The organism is Albidovulum marisflavi, assembly GCF_025751435.1.
Taxonomy (GTDB): domain Bacteria; phylum Pseudomonadota; class Alphaproteobacteria; order Rhodobacterales; family Rhodobacteraceae; genus Albidovulum; species Albidovulum marisflavi.
The window spans coordinates 1,036,733-1,056,925 of the sequence record NZ_JAOWKY010000001.1 but is presented as its reverse complement, the minus strand read 5'-3'; the positions used below and the strand labels follow the sequence as shown (position 1 = coordinate 1,056,925).

21 protein-coding genes are annotated in these 20,193 nt (G+C 64.5%); 5 read left to right on the top strand and 16 right to left on the bottom strand.

The window, feature by feature from the left end; genetic code table 11:
* The first annotated feature begins 3 nt into the window (after positions 1-3).
* Positions 4-1,404 carry an aspartate aminotransferase family protein gene (locus OEW28_RS05090; RefSeq protein ID WP_263733620.1) on the top strand — a complete coding sequence of 467 codons (1,401 nt, stop codon included), beginning with the start codon at positions 4-6 and terminating at the stop codon, positions 1,402-1,404.
* 61 nt (positions 1,405-1,465) lie between these two features.
* On the opposite strand, the gene OEW28_RS05085 is transcribed toward OEW28_RS05090, so the two are convergent.
* From OEW28_RS05085 to OEW28_RS05030, 12 genes are all read right to left on the bottom strand, one after another.
* Positions 1,466-1,957: an A24 family peptidase gene (locus tag OEW28_RS05085; RefSeq protein ID WP_263733619.1), complete on the bottom strand. Its 492-nt coding sequence runs from the start codon at positions 1,955-1,957 to the stop codon at positions 1,466-1,468.
* Positions 1,958-1,960: 3 nt separating this feature from the next.
* Complete coding sequence (locus OEW28_RS05080; protein WP_263733618.1) at positions 1,961-2,761, bottom strand: helix-turn-helix domain-containing protein; 801 nt, start codon at positions 2,759-2,761, stop codon at positions 1,961-1,963.
* A 309-nt stretch (positions 2,762-3,070) separates the two neighbouring features.
* Positions 3,071-4,078 carry a type II secretion system F family protein gene (locus tag OEW28_RS05075; RefSeq protein WP_263733617.1) on the bottom strand — a complete coding sequence of 336 codons (1,008 nt, stop codon included), beginning with the start codon at positions 4,076-4,078 and terminating at the stop codon, positions 3,071-3,073.
* Positions 4,079-4,090: 12 nt separating this feature from the next.
* Positions 4,091-5,059 carry a type II secretion system F family protein gene (locus tag OEW28_RS05070; protein ID WP_263733616.1) on the bottom strand — a complete coding sequence of 323 codons (969 nt, stop codon included), beginning with the start codon at positions 5,057-5,059 and terminating at the stop codon, positions 4,091-4,093.
* Positions 5,046-6,449, bottom strand: coding sequence for a CpaF family protein (locus OEW28_RS05065; protein ID WP_263733615.1), 1,404 nt, complete (start codon positions 6,447-6,449; stop codon positions 5,046-5,048). Before OEW28_RS05065 ends, OEW28_RS05070 begins: the two co-directional genes overlap by 14 nt.
* 11 nt (positions 6,450-6,460) lie before the next feature.
* Positions 6,461-7,666 (bottom strand): AAA family ATPase, encoded by a 1,206-nt coding sequence (locus tag OEW28_RS05060; protein WP_263733614.1) that lies wholly within the window; start codon positions 7,664-7,666, stop codon positions 6,461-6,463.
* Positions 7,667-7,706: 40 nt separating this feature from the next.
* On the bottom strand, positions 7,707-8,390 hold the full coding sequence (locus tag OEW28_RS05055; protein ID WP_263733613.1) for a TadE/TadG family type IV pilus assembly protein: 684 nt from the start codon (positions 8,388-8,390) through the stop codon (positions 7,707-7,709).
* Positions 8,387-8,896, bottom strand: a complete 510-nt coding sequence (locus tag OEW28_RS05050; RefSeq protein WP_263733612.1) for a TadE/TadG family type IV pilus assembly protein — start codon at positions 8,894-8,896, stop codon at positions 8,387-8,389. Before OEW28_RS05050 ends, OEW28_RS05055 begins: the two co-directional genes overlap by 4 nt.
* A 4-nt stretch (positions 8,897-8,900) precedes the next feature.
* Complete coding sequence (locus OEW28_RS05045; protein WP_263733611.1) at positions 8,901-10,370, bottom strand: pilus assembly protein TadG-related protein; 1,470 nt, start codon at positions 10,368-10,370, stop codon at positions 8,901-8,903.
* A gap of 78 nt (positions 10,371-10,448) precedes the next feature.
* Entirely contained in the window at positions 10,449-11,255 is an 807-nt protein-coding gene (gene cpaB / locus OEW28_RS05040; RefSeq protein ID WP_263733610.1) for a Flp pilus assembly protein CpaB, read from the bottom strand.
* A 113-nt stretch (positions 11,256-11,368) separates the two neighbouring features.
* Positions 11,369-11,581 (bottom strand): Flp family type IVb pilin, encoded by a 213-nt coding sequence (locus OEW28_RS05035; protein WP_263733609.1) that lies wholly within the window; start codon positions 11,579-11,581, stop codon positions 11,369-11,371.
* A 419-nt stretch (positions 11,582-12,000) separates the two neighbouring features.
* Positions 12,001-12,756, bottom strand: coding sequence for a sulfite exporter TauE/SafE family protein (locus OEW28_RS05030; RefSeq protein ID WP_263733608.1), 756 nt, complete (start codon positions 12,754-12,756; stop codon positions 12,001-12,003).
* Positions 12,757-12,917: 161 nt separating this feature from the next.
* Here OEW28_RS05030 and OEW28_RS05025 point away from each other — a divergent pair, with 161 nt between their 5' ends.
* Positions 12,918-14,582: an acyl-CoA dehydrogenase family protein gene (locus OEW28_RS05025; RefSeq protein WP_263733607.1), complete on the top strand. Its 1,665-nt coding sequence runs from the start codon at positions 12,918-12,920 to the stop codon at positions 14,580-14,582.
* A gap of 11 nt (positions 14,583-14,593) precedes the next feature.
* Here OEW28_RS05025 and OEW28_RS05020 read toward each other — a convergent pair whose 3' ends face one another.
* Positions 14,594-15,796 carry an MFS transporter gene (locus tag OEW28_RS05020; protein WP_263733606.1) on the bottom strand — a complete coding sequence of 401 codons (1,203 nt, stop codon included), beginning with the start codon at positions 15,794-15,796 and terminating at the stop codon, positions 14,594-14,596.
* A gap of 133 nt (positions 15,797-15,929) precedes the next feature.
* Between OEW28_RS05020 and OEW28_RS05015 the strand changes: the two genes are divergently transcribed.
* A complete protein-coding gene (locus tag OEW28_RS05015) occupies positions 15,930-16,331 on the top strand; it encodes an META domain-containing protein (RefSeq protein ID WP_263733605.1) in 402 nt (133 codons plus the stop codon).
* Here the strand turns inward: OEW28_RS05015 and recO are convergent.
* The 3 genes from recO to OEW28_RS05000 all read right to left on the bottom strand — a co-directional run bounded on the left by recO (position 16,322) and on the right by OEW28_RS05000 (position 18,547).
* Complete coding sequence (gene recO / locus OEW28_RS05010) at positions 16,322-17,044, bottom strand: DNA repair protein RecO (protein WP_263733604.1); 723 nt, start codon at positions 17,042-17,044, stop codon at positions 16,322-16,324. The genes OEW28_RS05015 and recO overlap by 10 nt on opposite strands.
* 77 nt (positions 17,045-17,121) lie before the next feature.
* Complete coding sequence (locus OEW28_RS05005; RefSeq protein ID WP_263733603.1) at positions 17,122-18,006, bottom strand: cation diffusion facilitator family transporter; 885 nt, start codon at positions 18,004-18,006, stop codon at positions 17,122-17,124.
* A gap of 70 nt (positions 18,007-18,076) precedes the next feature.
* A complete protein-coding gene (locus tag OEW28_RS05000) occupies positions 18,077-18,547 on the bottom strand; it encodes an SH3 domain-containing protein (RefSeq protein ID WP_263733602.1) in 471 nt (156 codons plus the stop codon).
* Between the two features lie 160 nt (positions 18,548-18,707).
* Here OEW28_RS05000 and OEW28_RS04995 point away from each other — a divergent pair, with 160 nt between their 5' ends.
* Complete coding sequence (locus OEW28_RS04995) at positions 18,708-19,694, top strand: 2-hydroxyacid dehydrogenase (RefSeq protein WP_263733601.1); 987 nt, start codon at positions 18,708-18,710, stop codon at positions 19,692-19,694.
* A gap of 4 nt (positions 19,695-19,698) precedes the next feature.
* Complete coding sequence (locus tag OEW28_RS04990) at positions 19,699-20,142, top strand: DMT family transporter (protein WP_263733600.1); 444 nt, start codon at positions 19,699-19,701, stop codon at positions 20,140-20,142.
* Positions 20,143-20,193: the final 51 nt, after the last annotated feature.

The following is a 20,193-nucleotide window of genomic DNA, read 5'->3' as shown; positions in this document are numbered from 1 at the left end:
GCCATGACGACGATCACCAACCACATGCCGACCAAGGAGCTTCAGGCTCTGGACGCCGCCCACCACATGCACCCCTTCACCGAGGATGCGGCGCTGGCCAAGAAGGGCGCGCGGATCATCACCCGCGGCAAGGGCGTGTTCCTGACCGACAGCGAAGGAAACGAGATTCTGGACGGCATGGCCGGACTCTGGTGCGTCAACCTCGGCTACGGCCGCAAGGAGCTTGCCGAGGTCGCGGCGCGCCAGATGGAAGAGCTGTGCTACTACAACACCTTCTTCCAGACATCGCACGTGCCCGCCATCGCGCTGGCCGCCAAGATCGCGGAACTTGCTCCGGGCGATCTGAACCACGTGTTCTACGCGGGCAGCGGATCCGAGGCGAACGACACCAACATCCGACTGGTGCGCCGCTACTGGGACGTGAAGGGCAAGCCGGAAAAGAACATCATCATCAGCCGCAAGAACGCCTACCACGGCTCGACCATGGGTGGCGCCTCGCTTGGCGGGATGTCCGGGATGCACGCGCAGGGCGGCCTGCCGATCCCGAACATCGCGCACATCAACCAGCCTCACTGGTACGCCGAGGGCGGCGACATGACGCCGGAAGAGTTCGGCTTGGCCCGCGCGCGCGAGCTTGAGGCGAAGATCGAGGAACTCGGCGCCGATCGCGTCGCCGCCTTCATCGGCGAGCCGATCCAGGGCGCAGGCGGTGTGATCGTGCCGCCGTCAACCTACTGGCCGGAAATCCAGCGCATCTGCGACAAGTACGGCATCCTTCTGATCGCGGACGAGGTCATCACGGGCTTTGGCCGCACCGGAAACTGGTTCGGCAGCCAGACCATGGGCATCAAGCCGCACATCATGACCATCGCCAAGGGCCTGTCGTCGGGTTACGCGCCCATCGGCGGCTCAATCATCTGCGACGAGGTCTACAACACCGTCGCGGGGTCCGGTGACGACTTCAACCACGGCTATACCTATAGCGGTCACCCCGTCGCGTCGGCCGTCGCGCTGCGCAACCTTGAGATGCTGGAAGAGGAAAACGTGCTCGACCATGTCCGAAATGTTGCACATCCTTACCTGATGGAGCGCTGGCAGGGTCTGACCGATCACCCGCTGGTGGGCGAGGCCAAGCTTGTCGGGCTGATGGGCTCCATCGCGCTGACCCCGAACAAGGAGACGCGGGCAAAGTTCGCATCGGACGCGGGCACGGTCGGCTACATGACGCGCGAACGCTGCTTCGCGAACAACCTCGTGATGCGCCATGTCGGCGACCGCATGATCATCTCTCCGCCGCTTGTGATCAAGCCGTCCGAGATCGACATCCTGATCGAGCGTGCGACGAGGTCGCTGGACGAGGCCTATGCGAAGATCAAGGCAGAGGGCCTTCTGAAGGCAGCCTGAAAAGCGACAGGCCCGTCCCCCCACCGGACGGGCCTGCTGTCCCCACCCTTGGGGCGTTCCGTCAGCCGGGTGCCAGAAAGATGACGACGAAAGGGTGCGCCAGACCGGCAAGCCCGATCGACACCCCCATCGGAAACTGCCTTCCAGGCCGCATGGATGCCCAACCGGTCTGGGCAAAGATCGGAATGCGTTTCATCGTCAGAACGGCGGCGATCCCGACGAACATCGACAGTGAAAACACGTGGGCGAAGGTCCCCAGCGTCGAAACCGGGATCAGCAGCATCAAAGCGGACAACAGCTTCACGTCTCCGCCGCCGAACGCCCGGAAGTGGAAACCGACCAAACCGATCGCAAGGACGATCGCCGCGACCAGAAGCCGCCAGAAGAGATCGTGGGGCGGAAACGCCAGGCTGAACAGCACGAAGGTCGCGACCACGATCAGGCTCAGCACGTTTGGAATCCGCAGGAAGCGCAGATCGAACCAGCCCGCAGTGATCATCACCGGCGCGACTGCGATCAGTGGAACGAAGGGAAGGAAGGCGCCGGTGACCATGTCCTACGCCCGCCGAAGCGTCACGTTCGCCTTCTGATCGCCCTGGTCGAGCAGGCGGAAGACAAGTTCTGCCAGCGAACGGGTGACCGTCTTGGAATAGATGCTGCGCAGGTGCGAACGCACCGTCGCATCGGAAAGGCCCAGTTCACCCGTGACGCCTTTCACGGACAATCCCCGGCTCAGCATCACGCAGACCCGAAACTCGGCCCTGCTGAGCCCCGCGGGATTGGAGACATCGAGGATCTTGCCATGGACGGCGTTCGGCGCCTTGGGGGCGTCCTTGATCTTCTTTTCAACGACTTGCGCCGTGACCAGGCCGACCTTGCGTCCCGTCCATATCCTGACGATCGACGGGAGCAACATGTCCAGAAGCGCCTGGGCGTCATCATCCAGCCGATCATGGAAATGCAACTCGATGTGGTCCCGGAACGAAGGGTCCGAGGTGAGAATCAGCACCGCCATTTCACGCATGTGGCGGGCGACCTGCCAGACGTGCAGGCCAACGCCCGCGACCGGATCGGATTCGTCCGAATGCTCGGTCGCCAGCCAGATCGAGGCCGGACGGGCCGTCTGCAGATGGGCGCCAAACAGGTTCGTCGCATGGCTGCCGCGCAGCGGACGCGCCGCAGGATCGCCCGCGCGTTCATCATGCAGGGCGACGATCTGGGGGAACGGCCTGCCGGGATAGGTGCGCACGATCGCGCCCGCCTCTGCGCCCAACCCCCGCACGAGCGCCGCGAACGCGACATCAAGCGAGGCGTTGCCATGCAACCCCTCGCTCCAACTGGCGACAACCTCGATCAATCGAACCGGGTCGACCGGGCCTGCCGGCGCATCTGTCCCTGGAGCTTTTCTCAACACAACCAAAGCACCCTCCACGCCCCGCGATCCCGAGAAAGGGTCAGCCAACAATGCTGCCACAGACTCGTGAAGTTCTGAATTCCACTACCCAAAAGTAGCGTAAGTTCGCCTTTCGGAAGGGTCAATGATCTGCGGCAGTTGGGACCGAAAGCGCCCCAAGATTCAACCTTGGGGCGATATTATGTGCGATTTTCGGGATCAGTTGGTCAGATCCGGATACATTGTTACCGGACAGGGCCTTTCGCGGGCGACTCAGCCCGCCCCGGCCACGTTGCGCAGATAGCGGATCACCACCGGTCCAAGAACCAGCAGCACAAGCGCCGGCAGCATCAGCGAGGCCAGTACCGCTGACATTTTGACGGGCAGCTTGTTGGCCTTTTCCTGCGCGCGCATTTCCCGAGCGTGGCGCATCTCGGTCGCATAGGTCGTGAGCGCGTCGGAAATGCTGGTGCCGAACTGGATGGACTGCATCACGACACTCGCGAAGGACCCCACTTCCGGCACGCCCGTGCGCTCTGCAAAGTCCATCAGGGCCCTGTCCCTGGACCGCCCGGCCTGGATTTCGCGCTGCGTGATCAGCAGCTCTTCCGAAAGAACCGGGGCCGTCGTGACGATCTCATTCGCCACGCGCGTCATGGCCGCGTCGAAGCTCAGCCCGCTTTCCACCGATATCTGGATCAGGTCCAAGGCATTCGGAAACGCCTCTTCGATCTGACGGCGGCGCTTCTCAACGCGGGCGCGCAGCCAATAGTTGGGCCCGTAGAACCCCGTCCAGACCAGTGCGGCGATGCCGGCCGTGATCTTCGCCTGCGACAGTTCCGCAAAGTTCCTCATTACGGCGTCAGGCAGGGGAACCAGCACCGCGCGCGAATTGTAGATCATGAAGATGTAGATACCCGGAAGCAGAAAGCCCATGACCAGGCGGAACACATAGTAGTTGCGCAGCGCGTTCGGCCTGTTGAAACCGGCCTGCGCCAACTGGCGCTGGATCTGCGTGCGCTCTTTCCTGTCGACCGGCACGATCGCTTTCATCAGGCCGGTCGGGTCGTTCTGCACGAAATGAAGGATGTCGGCGTCGCGCCGTTTCGTGCGTGCGCGCCCGCCGGCCCCCGCCATGCGGCGCGCGACGGGGTCCTTCTGTGCAATGGTCCCGAAAAGCCCGTAGACGAACAGCATCACCCCCAGACCGATACCGATGACCAGAAGTGTCTGCAAAAGCGTGGGATCTTGTGCGATCCGTGTTGTCAGGGCCTCAAACATCATACTCTCCAATCAGATGCGGAAGTCGACAAGGCGACGAAGCACCAGATAATTGACCACGACCAGCGTGCCGACGATGATCGCGAAGGGTTGGAACAGCGGGTCATCAATCACGCCCATGTAGTAATTGGGCGACGTGAACTGCGTGAACAGAACGATGAAGACCGGCAATGCGGACAGGAAGACCGACGTCAGCCTGCCTTCGGCCGAAATCGCCTGGATCCGGCGGCGCATCGCCATCCGTGCACGGATGACCGTCGAAAGCGTGTTGAGAACGCGTGCAAGGTCGCTGCCCGTGCCATGCTGGATCGCGATGCTGATCGCGAGATAACGCACATCTTCCTGATCGATCCGGTCCGCGAACTCGGAAAACGCGTCGGGCAGGTCGTCGCCATAGCTGACCTGATCCAGGACGACCCCGAACTCGGTCGCGATGGGGTCCGACATCTCGTTCGCGACGGACGCGATGGTGGCGTTTATCGGATGCCCGACCCGAAGCCCGCGCGCCATGAGGTCAAGCGCATCGGGAAGTTGGGCGACCATCGCCTCCATCCGTTTGTTGCGCAATGCCCGGAAGATAACGATCGGCGTCACCAGGCTGACCGTCAAGGCAATCGCCGCCGCTGGAAGCGCGCCAATGAAGGGGGCCGCCGCGACGGCAAGCACGATCGTCGCCGCAAGGCTGCCGCTCAGGACGACGGCGGGGTTGATGGTCAGTCCCGCCTGGCGAAGAACGACGGGAAGATTGCCGATCAAGGGCAGGCGCGCAAGCGCCCAGCGATCCACCGAGGGCCGGAGCAGCCGCAGCATCTCCTCGGTCGTCGCACCCGACGCGATCATGCGCATGCGCCGGCTGCGCGCGGCGCCCTTGGTTTCCGATCGCGACAGCAGCTGCCGGATGCCTTCATAGGTAATCAGGACACCGATGAAGATCCCGATGTAGACCAGCGCCTCGAGTTCAAAGCTGTCAAGTCCGCGCATCCTGGCCTCCATCCCTGCGGATGAACAGGTCCTGGCGCAGATCGACGCCGGCCTGCTGAAGCAGCTCCGCGCAGCGGGGCCGGATGCCGGTCGCCACGAAGTCGCCCAGCACCTCCCCGCTTTCGGACTTGCCAGAGCGCTTGAAGACGAAGATGTCCTGCATGGTCAGCGTGCTGCCTTCCATGCCGGTGATCTCGCTGACGCTGACGACACGGCGCTTGCCGTCGCTCATGCGGTTCAGCTGAACCACCATGTGCAGACCCGAGGCGATCTGTGCACGGATCGCGGAAAGGGGGAAGTCGATCCCCATCATCGTCACCATCTGCTCAAGCCGGCCAAGGGCATCGCGCGCCGAGTTCGCGTGGACGGTGGTCATCGACCCGTCGTGGCCCGTGTTCATGGCCTGCAGCATGTCGAAGGTTTCCGCGCCGCGGACCTCGCCCACGATGATGCGGTCGGGGCGCATCCGAAGCGCGTTGCGCACCAGGTCGCGCTGCGTCACCGCGTTGTTTCCGCCGGGGCTGGCCGGGCGGGTTTCAAGGCGCACCACGTGATCTTGCTGCAACTGAAGTTCCGCCGCATCCTCGATCGTGACGACGCGTTCGGTTTGGCCGATGTAGGACGACATCGCGTTCAGCATCGTCGTCTTGCCAGAGCCGGTGCCGCCGGAGATCAGCACGTTCAGGCGAGCCTCGACCAGGCCTTTCAGAAGCGCGGCCGCCGGCGCCGTCACCGACCCGATATCGATCATGCGCTGCATCGTCAGCGGATGGCGCGAGAACTTGCGGATGGAGAGCGAGGGCCCGTCGATGGCGCAGGGGCGAATGATCGCGTTGACCCGGCTTCCGTCCTCGAGGCGCGCATCGACCCACGGCTGGCTTTCATCGACCCTGCGCCCGATCCGCGACACGATCTTGTCGATGATGCGCAAGAGATGGCGTTCGTCGCGGAAGCGAACCTTGGTCCGCTCAAGCTTGCCGAAGCGCTCGACATAGACGCTGCGATGGCTGTTCACCAGGATGTCGTTGATTGTCGGGTCGGCCAGCAACGGCTCAAGCGGGCCGAAACCGAGAACCTCGTCAAGAAGTTCGTCGATCAGCTGGTTAAACTCTTCCGAGCGCATCGGCCGTTTCTGCTGCGACAGCACGTTGGACACCAGCGCCGCGACCTCGCGCCGCAACTCTTCCGGCTGGACTTTGTCGATCACGGCCAGGTTCAGGCGCTCAAGCAGGACTTCGTGCAGCTGGCTCTTCAACTCAAGCCGTTCGATCAGCTCGTTGTCTGCCTCGGTCGGCTGCCAAAGCGGTGCGGTCTGCTCATCCGTTTTCTTGCCGATTTCGATGACATTGCTGGCAGCGGCCGGATTGCTTCTCGTGAAACTCTTGAACACAGGCAGACCTCCTATCTGGACGCCTCGACCCGCGCCGCGGCGGGAAGGGCTTTCGTTATGGCTTTGGCGAGATGACCGATCGCCTTGGTCAGCGGTGAGCGGCCTGCGACGGCAGTCAGCGGCTTGCCCTGATCGACGGCCGCGCGCGCGGCCTTGTCATCAAGGGGAAGCCAGAATTCGAGCTTGCTGTCGAGCGCAGCGGCGGCCTCCTTGTGCACGCTCGAGCGGATCAGGGGCCGGTGTTCTCGGTTCAGGACGACGGTCATCGGCAGGCCGATGTTCACGGTCTTGAAGAAATCCATCAGCCGCCGGGCATGCCGCACCGACGGCACGGCCAGATCGGTCACGATCAGAAGCTCGTCGGCCTCTTCGATGACCGGCTCGACCCAGCTGACCAGAGCGCGGGGAAGATCCACCACGACGTAGTCGTTGGTCTGCCGAAGCAGGTCGATGATCGTCGCGACCTGGTCGTTGCGCAAGGCATCTACGGGCGCGAACTTGGATGGCGCTGGCAGAACGGAAAGCCCGCCAGTGAACTTGGTCATCGACTGTTCCAGGAAGCGCAGATCCGGAACCGTTCCATCCTGCGCCAGTTTCAGCATGGAGTCCTGTTCTTCCAGATCCAGCGCGGTGCCGATCGTTCCGAACTGCAGATCGAAATCAACCAGCGCGACGGTATGCTTGTCGGCCTTGTGAAGAAGACCGCCCTTGCCGGTCAGCGCATCAGCCAGGTTCAGCGCGACCGTCGTGGCCCCTGAGCCGCCGCGCGCCTGGGCGACGGCGATCACCCGCCCGATACGCCCCGAGCCGCGCCGGGTATCGGGAACCGCCCGTGCGCCCAGACGCTCAAGCTGCTCGGTCAGTTCGGCACCGGTGATCGGATAGGGCAGCACCTCGTCAACGCCCGCGCGGGTCAGCTTGCGCGCCTCTGCAAGCGAGATGTCGCTGGACGCGAGCGCCAGCAGGATGGTGCCCTCGCGACGGTTCTTCGCCAGGTCCTCGATCGCCCTAAGATCCGCTTCGTTGCCGGGGTCCGTATCGAAGATGATGAAGTCGTGCTCTTGCGCGAACTTGACGGCCTGCCCGTTCAGCTGGGTCAGGCTGGACGACTTGGTATCGACCTTGAGCGCGGGATCGCCGCCAAGCGCCGTCCCAATGGCCTGCGACACCGCCGCATCCGGCGTGATCACGAGGATGGATTTCAGTGGAACCTTCATGCCTTGGCCTTTCCTGTCGATGTTCCGCACCCGCCCCCGGTCATCCGTTTTCCCCCTGCGCCAGATCCTCGGCCGGCAGCGAAACGCTGAGCGCCGGGAACTGGATCGTGCTTGCAAAGGTCGACGTCCCGCCGGCGATGGAAACGAAGCCGGCGATTGGCGTCACGAAGTTGAATGTCAGATTCTGAACCTGCGCCGTCACGATCGGCACGTAGGGCCCACCCAGGAATCCCAGCCGCAGGCTGTCGCTGCCCAGAATCGCGGTGTCGTCATAGGTGATGCGCACGTTTGCCGCGGTGGCGTTCGCGGGCATCAGGTCGTCGATGTTGTTCCAGATCTCGATCGCGGTCGTGTTGCCCACCGCGATGCCTTGGGCAAGGCTGCAGGTCGACTGCGCCTGCTGCAGGCAGATCGTGCCGGACTGATTGCAGGCGGTGCCGAAGCGCGGCGGGATCGTGTCGTTGTTCAGCGGATCGCGGCTGGTCGTGTTGGGCACGGTCGCAGTCCCGGTAACGCCCGCGCAGGCGGCCGGGCGGACCGCCGCGATGCGCACCGCCCGCTGCATCGCCTTTTCGGCGGTGACGACATCGTAGCCAAGCCGCCCGAAGTCGATGATGCCCAGGAAGACCAGCAGAAACACCGGAATCACGATCGCCAGCTCAACCAGCGCCGCGCCCCGGTCAAGACGGATGAACCCGCGCAGCATGTCGTACGCGCCCCTCATGTCCCGAACACCTTGGTTGAATCGCTGATGGTGGTCGTCAGGCCCGAAAAGCTTTCGCCCCCCAGAAGCTCGAAAACCGAGGAAAACGGGAAGTCGATCGTCAGCGTTGCCGTCACCCGCACCACCGCGGGGTCGACGTGATAGGTCCCGGCCGGGCAGCTGTAGGTCGCTTGCACCGAACTGAGCGTAATGCCCGAGGGAAACAGCGTCACGCCGCTGACGCTTTGGCCGACGATGGCGGCAAGCGTGCCGCTGTAGCCATTCAGGTTCGCCGGGGCCACGTCGCACAGGTTGATGGGCAGATGCCGCGACATGTAGCGGGTCGCGTCACGCACACCGGAAATCGCGCTGTGGTAGTTCTTCATCATGCGCGTGCCCTCGACGATCACCGCGAAGAAGATCAGAAGGATCGGCAGCGCGAAGGCGAACTCGACCAGGATCGCCCCGTCATCCTTTCGCAGGAACCGCCGAAGTCGTCCGAGTATGTTTGTGCGCGTGCAGGTCATGGCGTCACCGATACAACTGCACGACTTCGTGGAACACGCCGCTGCCCGAATTGCCGTTGCCTCCGGCCGATCCGATGACCTCGCCATAGATCGAAAGTTCAGGGGCGGGACCGACGGGCTGCAGAAGGAACATGCGGACATATTCCTTGACCGGGATGTTCGTTGCGCTTCCGCGCAGATCCTCGGCAACGGTGCCTTGCGAACAGTCGACCGCCGCGATGATCAGTTCCCGGCGCGCGGGATCAGGGAAAGGCGCGGCACCGCACATCGGGCGCCCGGTTTCGGCCTTGCCGGAAGGAAGGATCGCGGGCGTGGTCGAGGAATAGTTCCCGGCCAGTTCCGACAGGTACAACTCATATCGCGTGGTCGCACTCCCATGCGGAACTGGCGAGGGCGGATTTCCCGGTGTGCCGTAGTTCGTGTTGATGTAGTTTGTGCGACCGGTCGACCAGATGCCATCGCCGTAGCGCGTGCACGTACCGGCGGCGAAGCAGTCATCCGGCGGCAACGGAACCGTGTTCGGCGACGGGTTCGAATTGTTGTTGATGCAGGCGTTTCCGTTGTTCGCCACAAGCCCCTTGATGACGCCAGGCGCCGGCGCATACACGATGCCGTCCCTGGCTGGGTTCAGGTCACCGGGCCACATGTCGAACCGCGTGTTCAGCGAATTGGTCAGGCCGTTCTTCTGCCCCGGCTCGGTGTCGACGCCGCGCTGGCGGAAGCACTGGGTGATCGACCCCGCAGCCCCCAGGACGCAGCTCAGCCCCTGCGGGCCCGACAGCCCCCCGCAGTTGCCCGTGGAATCGATCGCAAGCGTCGATGGCTGCAGGAAACCGAAATCACCTGGCCCCCAGGCAGAACCGTTGCCGCCCGCGCGCATCAGGATCGTGCGCCCTTCCCATGTGTTCGCATCGAAGTTCGGCGGCATGCAGAACATCATCGGGGTGATGTCGCAGGCATATGTCGTGAAGCCCGCGACGGCCTCGGCCCCGAATGTCGGCGTTCTCTGGGCGAACCCCAGAAGCGCAAAGAAGGCACGGCCAAAGGTGAAGGGCACAGTCTTGGGCGTGACCTGGACACGGGCATAGACCGCATCATTGTCCGTCGTGGCCGAATTCGCCGAAGTGATCGCGGTCGTGTCCAGCGCTGGAAGCGAACGCAGGAAGGTCAGCGTGAAATCGTCCGCGTTCAGAACCTGGCCGGTGTTGTCATCCGCGAAGGTCTGACGGTCGGTAAAGAAATTCGTGGCCGCGGCCTGCGCCCGCGCCCGCGCGCCGTTTTCCCCGTCAAGCTCGCCTGCGGCGGTCAGCGCGACATGGTCGGCGAAGGACTGCAGTTCGGATGTCGTGGCGGCCATGCGACCCAGGTCGTAGGACAGCGCGATCATGCCCAGGATGGTCCCCAGCGACACCGCAACGATGACCAGGATCGCTCCTTCCTCGTCCTTGGCAAATCTGGCGGCAGTCCTGCGCATAGCATCGCTCCGTTTGACCAATCCCGTCCGCTGCCCATCCGGATAGCGGTGCCAGAGGGTGTTCGTCCCTCCGGTTCGTCAGTTGCTGATTTCCACCTCTGAAAGCTCGTTGCCGCGCCGCACCTTGATGCGCGTCTTCTGGACCTCTTCCTCGGTCGGCGATTTTTCCTGAAGGATGTCCGACAGGCGGATCGAGTTCAGCGGCTGATCGACGACGCTGTCGAGCGTGCGCAGGGTCAGGCTCAGCGTGCCGGCATTCTGCGCCAGCGCGAGTTTTTGGCTGTTCTCGGGCGAAACCTCGACCGTGACGGTGCGGGCGACGATCGGGCTGTTGGATTCCTCGTTCGCCAGCTGGTCCACGCCGATCACGCGAACGTTCTGAAGGATCGTGACGGCGCGCATGTTTTCGCCGCCGCCCTGGGTCAGCACGATATCGACCGTGTCGCCCGGCGTGACGAAACCGCCGACGCCCGTCACCGCGTCCACGCGGATGGACATCGCACGGCTGTTTTCACCCAGCGTCTGGACGATCGTGACCTTTTCGCCAAAGTTCGACACCTTGGACGCAAGGATCAGCTCTCCTGCAGACATGGAATTCTTGGCGCGGCGCGGTTCGCCGCCCGCCTGGGGCAGAAGCATGTCGACGTCGGTGAAGGCACCGACCGGCAGCGCCTCGCGCGGCCAGGACACGATCTGCAGCATCTGGGGTTCGAGCGCCTGGCCGAACTTGATGTCGCGCCCGGCGACGATCGCCGTGACCAGTCCGTTTGTCGGATCGGTCGAGGCCGTGGCAGCCGTCTGGCGCAGGTATTCGCGGGCCCCGTAGGCCGATCCACCTGCGACAGCGATGCCCAGAAGTGCGACGAATACGGATTTGAGCGCCATTTGATTAATCCTTCTGCTCTTTTAATGTCGGCACTCGCAGCCGACTGAAATGTTGGAAACGGGCGATGACGCCCGCCTCCCAAGTTTGGTCTCTTGAACGGCGAGCCTTAGGTTCAGCAGGTGCCGGTGTCGCCGGTCAGGCCGCCGCCGCCGGTCATCTGGTTGCACGCCGCATCCATCTGCAGGTTCACGTCTTCAGCCAGACCGCCAAGAACGGTCACACCGACGGTCACGGCGAGGATCAGCGCGATGCCGTATTCGACAAGGGTCACACCTTCATCGTCCTTGCGGAAGCGGGCGAAAAGTTTGGTCAGAGCGTCACGCATTTGTTTCTCCCTCAATTGCGTTCCGAAAAAATGGCCGGAGATCCGGCGATGGGTCAGAACCGGAAGCAACCCTCACGGCTCCTGATCATCATCGCGCTTTGTTCACGGCGGCGCATCACCAGAACCGATGAATTTTTCCCCTGTGGGTTGTTTTTCTGCATACGCGATATTCCCTGACATGAATTTTGCCCCCTCTGACCTATCAATCGGCGCGCCAGACGGACGGAATCGGGCCAAATCCCCGTGGAATCACGATTCGGAGCAAGCAAGGACCAACCCCACTTTATCTATATTGGAAACAATCCGAACAACGAACCCGGATCGAAAACAAAAGGGCGGCGATGTTTCGCCACGGTAACGATGTTTCATGGATTCCACTGCAAAACCGGCCGTTCAGCGCGGACGCCGGCCCCTGGCCCTCAGGTCAGGGCGCGGCGGATCAGGTTGAGTCCGGTGATGGCAAGTACGACCAGCGTCCAGCGGCGAAAACGCTGGGCGTCCAGCCTGTCCTGGATGGCGAAGCCCAGCCAAAGCCCCGCCAGCGCCGGCGCGACCAGCAAGCCCGACAGCGACAGGCGCCCCGAGGTGATGACGCCAGAGCTTGCATGACCAACAAGAAGCGCGACCGAACCGATCGTATAGACCACGCCCTGAACCCGCACGCTTTCGCGCTTTTCGGCGCGCAGCGACACCAGAAGCGCGATGGTGGGCGGCCCCCAGACCCCGGACAGCCCACCGTAGATGCCGCCGACCATGCCGGTCAGAACCTCGGCCAGGCCGCGTCTTGCGGCATGGAACCGGAACTGGTGGCCAAGAAGCTGGCTAAGGGCAAAGGCCACGATGGGCAGACCCAGGGCGCCCAGAAGCAATGCTTGCGGGATCATCGGCACGGCCTGCGCCGTCAGAAGAACGAAAACCACCAAGGTCGCGATCATCCGCCAGTAGTCTCTGACCGAAACACAGGCCGCCCGAGCCCCCTGCCTGAGCGCCTGCACCACGTTGGTCAGCAAGGTCGGCAGGATCAGGGCGACCAAAGCCTCTTGCGCGGGCATGATCGAGGCCAGTCCCGAGATCAGGATCATCGGCATGGCAAACCCCACCGCGCCCTTCACGACGCCCGCGAACAGCGTGATGCCCGCAGCCAACAGGAGGATCGTGAATTCGGGTGCAGCCATGTAAAGCGTCCTTTCGCGGCTTCTATACATGGCAATGGCGCGCCCCACAGCCGAAATCCGGCGCGACACTTTAGTACTGCTTCCGGTCGCTTCACGAATTAATATTGCGCCGCACCTGCGAAATGGCTAGGACAGTGCAACTGCAGAAAAGGAGCCGACCGATGGCGCATGACGGGGCCGATATGCCGATGACCGCGATCCTTTCCGACCTTGGCGCGCTGACGGGCGCCGCGCTCCCGCAGGTCGAGGCCGTTCTGGCCGACGCAACCGCCAACGTGCGCGCCATGGTCGACCGCGACGGCAAGGTTTCCGGTGCCGCGCTCGAGGCCAACCAGTTCGCGGCCCACGCGCTGTCTTGGCTGGCCACTTACGTCGAATCCCTGCGCCAGTTGAATGCCTGGGCAGACCGGATCGCCGGTGAGGGTGCGTTCGGCGAGATGGAGCAGCTGATCCTTCAGATCGGCTTCGGTGAATACCTGGCCCAGATCGCGGGCGGCATCCCGATGAGCCAGGGAGAGGTCGCGCGGCTGTCCGATATGGCCGTGGCCTGGGCGCCCGACGGCGCTTCCGCGACGCTGATCGCCCAGGGCAATACGCCCGCCGCCCGCGCGCGACTTGTCGCGCTGATGCGGGACAACCACGGCCGGGCGACCTTCGGCGCCTCCGGTCTGGACGACGAGCTTGAGATGATCCGCGACCAGTTCCGCCGCTACGCAGACGAGCGCGTTGTGCCGAACGCGCACGACTGGCACCTGAAGGACGAACTGATCCCGATGGAGGTCATTCGCGAACTGGCCGAACTTGGCGTCTTCGGCCTGACGATCCCCGAGCAATTCGGCGGGCTCGGCCTGTCCAAGGCCTCGATGGTCGTGGTCAGCGAGGAACTGAGCCGCGGCTACATCGGCGTGGGCTCGCTTGGCACCCGGTCCGAGATCGCGGCCGAACTGATCCTGTGCGGCGGCACGCCCGAACAGAAGGAGCAGTGGCTGCCGAAGCTCGCCAGCGGTGAAATCCTGCCGACCGCGGTCTTCACCGAGCCCAACACCGGCTCCGACCTCGGATCCTTGCGCACGCGCGCGGTCCGTACAGAGGACGGGTGGGAGATCACCGGCAACAAGACCTGGATTACCCACGCCGCGCGCACCCATGTGATGACGCTTCTGGCCCGGACCGATCCGGCGACCACCGATTACCGCGGGCTGTCGATGTTCCTGGCGGAAAAGGCGCCGGGCACCGCCGACGCCCCCTTCCCCACCCCCGGCATGACCGGCGGCGAGATCGAGGTGCTGGGCTACCGGGGCATGAAGGAATACGAACTTGGCTTCGACGGGTTCAAGGTCAAGGCCGAAAACCTCTTGGGCGGGCAGCCCGGCCAAGGGTTCAAGCAACTGATGCAGACCTTCGAAAGCGCCCGCATCCAGACCGCCGCCAGGGCCATCGGCGTGGCGCAATCGGCGCTGGAAGTCGGCATGAAATATGCCGAGGACCGCAAGCAGTTCGGCAAGAGCCTGATCGAGTTCCCCCGCGTTGCCGGAAAGCTTGCGATGATGGCGGTCGAGATCATGATCGCGCGTCAGCTGACGTATCATTCGGCCTGGCAGAAGGACCACGACAAGCGCTGCGACCTGGAGGCGGGCATGGCCAAGCTGCTGGGCGCGCGCGTGGCCTGGGCCGCCGCGGACAACGCGCTTCAGATCCACGGCGGCAACGGCTTTGCGCTGGAATATCAGATCAGCCGGATCCTGTGCGATGCGCGCATCCTCAACATCTTCGAGGGCGCGGCCGAAATCCAGGCGCAGGTGATCGCACGGCGGCTTCTGGACTGAAGCCACCGCTCCTAGGCGTAGCGCGCGCCCAGTCTTGGGTGCAGGCGCGTCGCGACCGAGGCGGCAACCGCCAACCCTGCGCCGCACGCGATGAAGACGCCCGGAACCGGTGACACCAGCAGCACCAGCCAGGCAAAACCCGGCGTGAGGATGCCTGAAACGTCGCGGAAGCTGGCATAGACGGCGGCCATTTCGGACCTTTCGGCGGGACGGACGGCCATCAGGAAGGGCAGCCCGCCGAACGTGTCCAGCATGACAAGGAAGAACGACGCCGCAAGAAGCGTGATCAGCGAAAGCGGCGGCCAGACCGGCGCGAACCCGGCGGCGACGAACAGGCCCGCCGCGGCACCGAAGGAAAAGATCACCGACCGCCTCAGCCCCCGCCGCTGCATCCAGCGCAGCATCAGCGGTGACAGGAACAGGAACGCGTTCGAGATCGAATAGGCAAAGCTCGCCACCTGGTCGCCCAGGCCCGCCTCGATGCAGTAGATCGGCAGGTAGACGATGTAGACCCACCAGCCCACCGACCTCAGCACCGCGAACAGCCAGCCCGCGACCAGACGCGGCTGCGCGAAGAAGCGGCCGAGGAACGCCAGGGGATTGGGCGCGGGCGTCCTGGCGCGGGTGATGGTCTTGCCGTTGCCCATCCGCATCGCCCAGAAAGCGACCGTCAGGATCACCGTGAACCCCATTGCGATGAGAAACGGCAGCGGTTCCCACAGCTTCCACAGCCAAACGCCGGACATCGGTCCGATGGTCCAGGAAATCGCGCTGTAGGACAGCTTGCGCGTCTCGACCCGGCCCAGTTCCTGCCGCGCGATGAAATCCAGCAGATAGGCGTTGATGCAGGTGAACGAGGTCATCGTCGCCCAGCTTGTCAGCAAGAGCCCGACCGGCGTCAGCAGCGGCCCGCCGATCACGGCGCAACCGGGCCCCGCGATGTAAAGCGCCATGCCAATCGAATACAGCCAGCGCCGGGCGATGAAGCGCCCGATCCAGGGCAGCAACATGCCATAGCTGAACGACAGGATCCCGGCGTAGAAATAGAGTCGGCTGACGCCCTCTGCATCCCCAAGGGCCTGGTAGATCACAAGCGGCCAGACAGAGGTGAGAATGCCGCGCACGGCGGCCTCGATCCCGGCCAACAAAGCGAAGCCCTGCACACCGGGCACGGGTGCATGGCGCAGGAATGTAGGTATGTAACGGCCGATCATATGCGTCTCCTGCCACCCGTCAGACCCGAAGCGGAAGGCGAAGTCGCAGACGTTTTCGACACGCCAGCGTCGCAACAGAAGCAAAGCGACGGGACGGCTGGCGGAACCGTCCGTGACGCGCTAGGCTGGACTCATGCGCAATCTCGTTGTCACAGCCTTCGCGCTGATCTTAGCCACCAGCGCCTGCACCGCCCAGGAGACCATGGCCCCCATACCGGAAAGCGATGCCGTCTGGGGACTTGTCACTCTTGACGGCGCGCCGTTCGAGGCCCGCGCGACGATTGGCTTTCCGGAACCGGGACTGATCGCGGGCGAAGCGCCCTGCAACAGCTACAGCGGCGAACTGAGGGGCAGTTTCCCGGCCTTTGAGCTTGGACCGCTGCGCGTGACGCGCCTCGCCTGCACCCAGTTGGAGGCCGAGCGCGCCTTCTTTACGGCGCTGGCAGTCATGACAGAGGCCGAGGCTGCCGACGATGCCCTGATCCTGTCCGGGCCAGAGGGCCGGCGGATGGTGTTCAACCGCCTTCAGCCCTGACGCGCCAGAAGTGCTACGAACCGGTGGCGCGCCTCTGGCAGGGGCCGCGTTCCCAGGTCGGACGCAAGCCGATGTTCCAGAAACCAGCCGGTCGTGCCCAGCCCGGCAACGACTTCCTCGGTGGTCGCGGCCCCTTGTCCCAGCAGACAGGGCGGCAGCGGCAACAGGCGGTCGGCCCATTGGCCTGCCGCATCCCGCCCGACCGCCCGGCCGGAACGCGGGCTGACATAAGCCAGGTCTTCCCGGCTGCCCGTGACGGCGCAGGACGACAGGTCAAGCCCGTAGCCAAGCTCTTCAAGCAGCATCGCTTCCCACCGCAGATAGTGCGTGAGCCAGTCCGGCGTGCTGCCAAGCGCGTCGAGCAGCGCGATACTGGACCGGTAAAGAGCGGGATGCGCCTCCCTTTCTGGCAGGGCAAAGCGCAGAAGCGCGCAGACGGAATTCAACCCCGCCAGCGCCAGCCTGTCCGACAACACGCCGCTACGCGCGCGAAGCGGCTCAACCACGAAGGCCCCGATATGCTCGTCCAGCCGTGCTCGCCATGTCACGTCAAGCTGCGCGCCGGGTTGCAGAATGGGCGCCACACGCCGTGACGCGCCGCCGCGCACGACACCCGCGTGCCGTCCGTGATGGGCCGTGAACACCTCGATGATCGCGCTGGTCTCGCCATGCGGGCGGACCGACAGAAGCGCGCCTTGGTCCCGCCATTCCATGCGCCCCACCTCCTGCCAGCGACTATTCCCTCACCGCCGACCGAAGTCCACGGCGGAAGCAGACGGGCGCCGAAACCTCAGCTTTCGCCCGCGACGTCCTTGTGCACGATCACCTCGCATTGCGGGTAGGTCAGGATGATCTTCCGCCTCAGACCGGCGCCGATGGCGTGTGCGTCCCGAAGGCTCTGGTCCCCGTCCAGCTCGATATGGATGTGGACGAAGACCCGGCTGCCCGCCATCCGGGTCTTCAGGTCGTGAAAACCGCGCACCCCCGGCCAGTCGCGGGCGATCGCCGCGATCGCCTCCACCAGGTCGGGATCCGCCGTGCGATCCATGAGCGCGTCCCAGGCACCCTTTCCGATCCGCATCGATCCGACCAGCAGGATGGCCGCCGAGGCCAGCGCCACGACGCTGTCGACATGGGCCAGGCCGAAACGCTGCGATGCCCACAGCGCCCCGATCGCCCCCAGTGTGGGCAGCAAATCGGACAGGTAATGCAGCGAATCCGCCGCCACGACGCGGCTGCCGGTCCGGCGCGCGACGCGCCGCTGCCAAAGCACAAGCATAAGCGTCAGCAGGACGGACAGCCCCATGACCGCAATCCCCTGTCCCTGCGCGGCGATGCGGGACTCCATCAGGCCCAGAAGCCGCGCCGTCGCCGCCCAGGCGATCACCGTGCCGGACACCGCGATGAAGACCGATTGCGCCAGTGCGGCCAGATCCTCGACCGAGGTATGGCCAAAGGCATGGTCTTCGTCCGCCGGGCGTGCCGCGTAAAGAATGGCAAGCAGCCCGCCAAGCGACATCATCAGGTCCAGCGCGTTATCCGCAAGCGAGGCCGCGACCGACAGCGAAGAGGTCAGCCCAAGCGCCCAAAGCTTAAGCGCGACAAGCGTGGCGGCGACCGCGACCGAAGCGAGCCCCGCCGAAATGTTCAGCCTGGTATTCTTCTGACCGGCCATCGTAACGCCCCTCCGCAGACAGGCGTGGTCATAGCGCCCTCCGGCCGCACAGGCCAGAGGTCCGATCGCCTCAATCGCGCAGTTCGTCAGGGTCCACGCCCCACAGGGCAGACTTGGGCACCCAGCCGTCTCCGCCGTCTGCCGAAATCTCGCACCAGTCGGTTTCGCAGGTATGAAGCCGGGCGATCACCCCCGCCTGGGCCTTGGCCACGACCGGCGCGCCTGCGTCCGGGCGCGTGTGCAAGGACGCCATGTTCGCCTCGACCAGCACGGTCCTGACCCCGGAAAGCAGCGAATAATGAATCCAGCCGCCTTGCCCCTCGTTGTCTTCGACCCGGCGCCAGTGTCCGAATTCGGCTGTGATGCGCAGTGGCATCGACCGGTGGGTAAAGACCCAATCGATCCGATGCGACAGGCTGGGGCCCCGCCGGACATTGCCTTCGCTGGTCTTCAGCGAAACGTAGCGCGGCAGCGGCAGGTTCGTGACCGGACCCTTCGCGCCGTCCCCTTGGGCTGCCGCCACGGGAAGCGAAAGCGCCATTGCGACTGCAAATGCGATAGCGACGAGTCTTGCCCGTTTCATCTGCCTGTTCTCATGCCCTCGCGCCGCCACCGGCGCCCTTTTCGGGGCTTGTGACTTGCCCCGTTCCCCTGCACTTTGCCAATTAAGAGCGCGCCGCGAAAGAGAGGAGAAGCCCCCGATGCCTTCACAACGTCTGAGTGTTGTCGTCACGCGACGCCTGCCCGAGGTGGTCGAGACACGCATGAAGGAACTCTTCGACGTGGAACTGCGTGACCCCGACACGAAGATGACCCGCGACGAGCTGTCCTCCGCGATGCAAAGGGCCGATGTCCTGGTGCCCTGCGTGACCGATCACATCGACGCCAACCTTCTGGCCGGCGCGGGAGAGAAGCTGAAGCTGATCGCCAACTACGGCGCGGGCATCGACCACGTCGACGTGGCCTCGGCCCGCCAGCGCGGCATCTTGGTGTCGAACACGCCCGGCGTCGTGACCGAGGATACCGCCGACATGACCATGGCGCTGATCCTGGCGGTCACCCGGCGCATCCCCGAGGGGCTGGCCGTCATGCAGTCTGGCGAATGGAAGGGCTGGGCCCCGACCGCCTTCATGGGCGGGCGCGTCGGCGGGCGCCGGCTGGGCATCCTTGGCATGGGCCGGATCGGCACCGCTGTCGCCCGCCGTGCCCGCGCCTTCGGCATGCAGATCCATTATCACAACCGCCGCAGGGTCCGCCCCGAGCAGGAGGAGGAACTTGAGGCGACCTACTGGGAAAGCCTTGATCAGATGGTCAGCCGGATGGATGTGATTTCCATCAACTGCCCCCACACGCCCGCCACCTTCCACCTGATGAACGCGCGGCGGCTGAAGCTGATGAAGCCGACCGGCGTGATCGTGAACACCTCTCGCGGCGAGGTCATCGACGAAAACGCGCTGACGCGGATGCTGCGCTCGCACGAGATCGCGGGCGCCGGGCTTGACGTCTATGAACACGGCGTCGAAATCAATCCCCGCCTGCGGGAACTGCCCAACGTCGTCCTTCTGCCCCACATGGGGTCCGCCACGGTCGAGGGCCGGATCGAAATGGGCGAGAAGGTGATCATCAACATCAAGACCTTTGCGGACGGCCACCGCCCGCCCGATCTGGTCGTTCCGGGGATGCTTTAGGGTCATGACACAGGGCGTCTGGCTGCCGGTCCTGCTGATCGTCCTTGGCGGGGCCGCGATCGCAGTGCAGGCGCCGGTCAACGGCGCCCTTGGCAGATCGCTGCAAAGCCCGCTGGCGGCCGCCGCGGTGTCTTTCGGGATCGGGTTTGCCTGTCTTCTGGCACTTACCGTGATGTCGGGCAGCGGCGCGCTTGGCCAACTGGCGGGCGCCCCGGCATGGCAGCTGGCCGGAGGGCTTCTGGGCGCGTTCTACGTCTGGGCCATGGTGTCCTCGATCTCGACCCTGGGCGTCGTCACCGCGCTGGCCGCCTTGATTCTGGGCCAACTGGGCGCGGCGCTCGTGATCGACCACCTAGGCGCCTTCGGCCTGGCGGTGCAGCCGATTTCGCCCAAAAGGATCGCGGCCGTCGCATTGGTCGCAGCCGGGCTTTTCCTGTCGCGCGTCTGAGCCTGGCCACGCAAGGACCTTTCCCGGCTGGGTGCCAAGCCCTAAGAGATG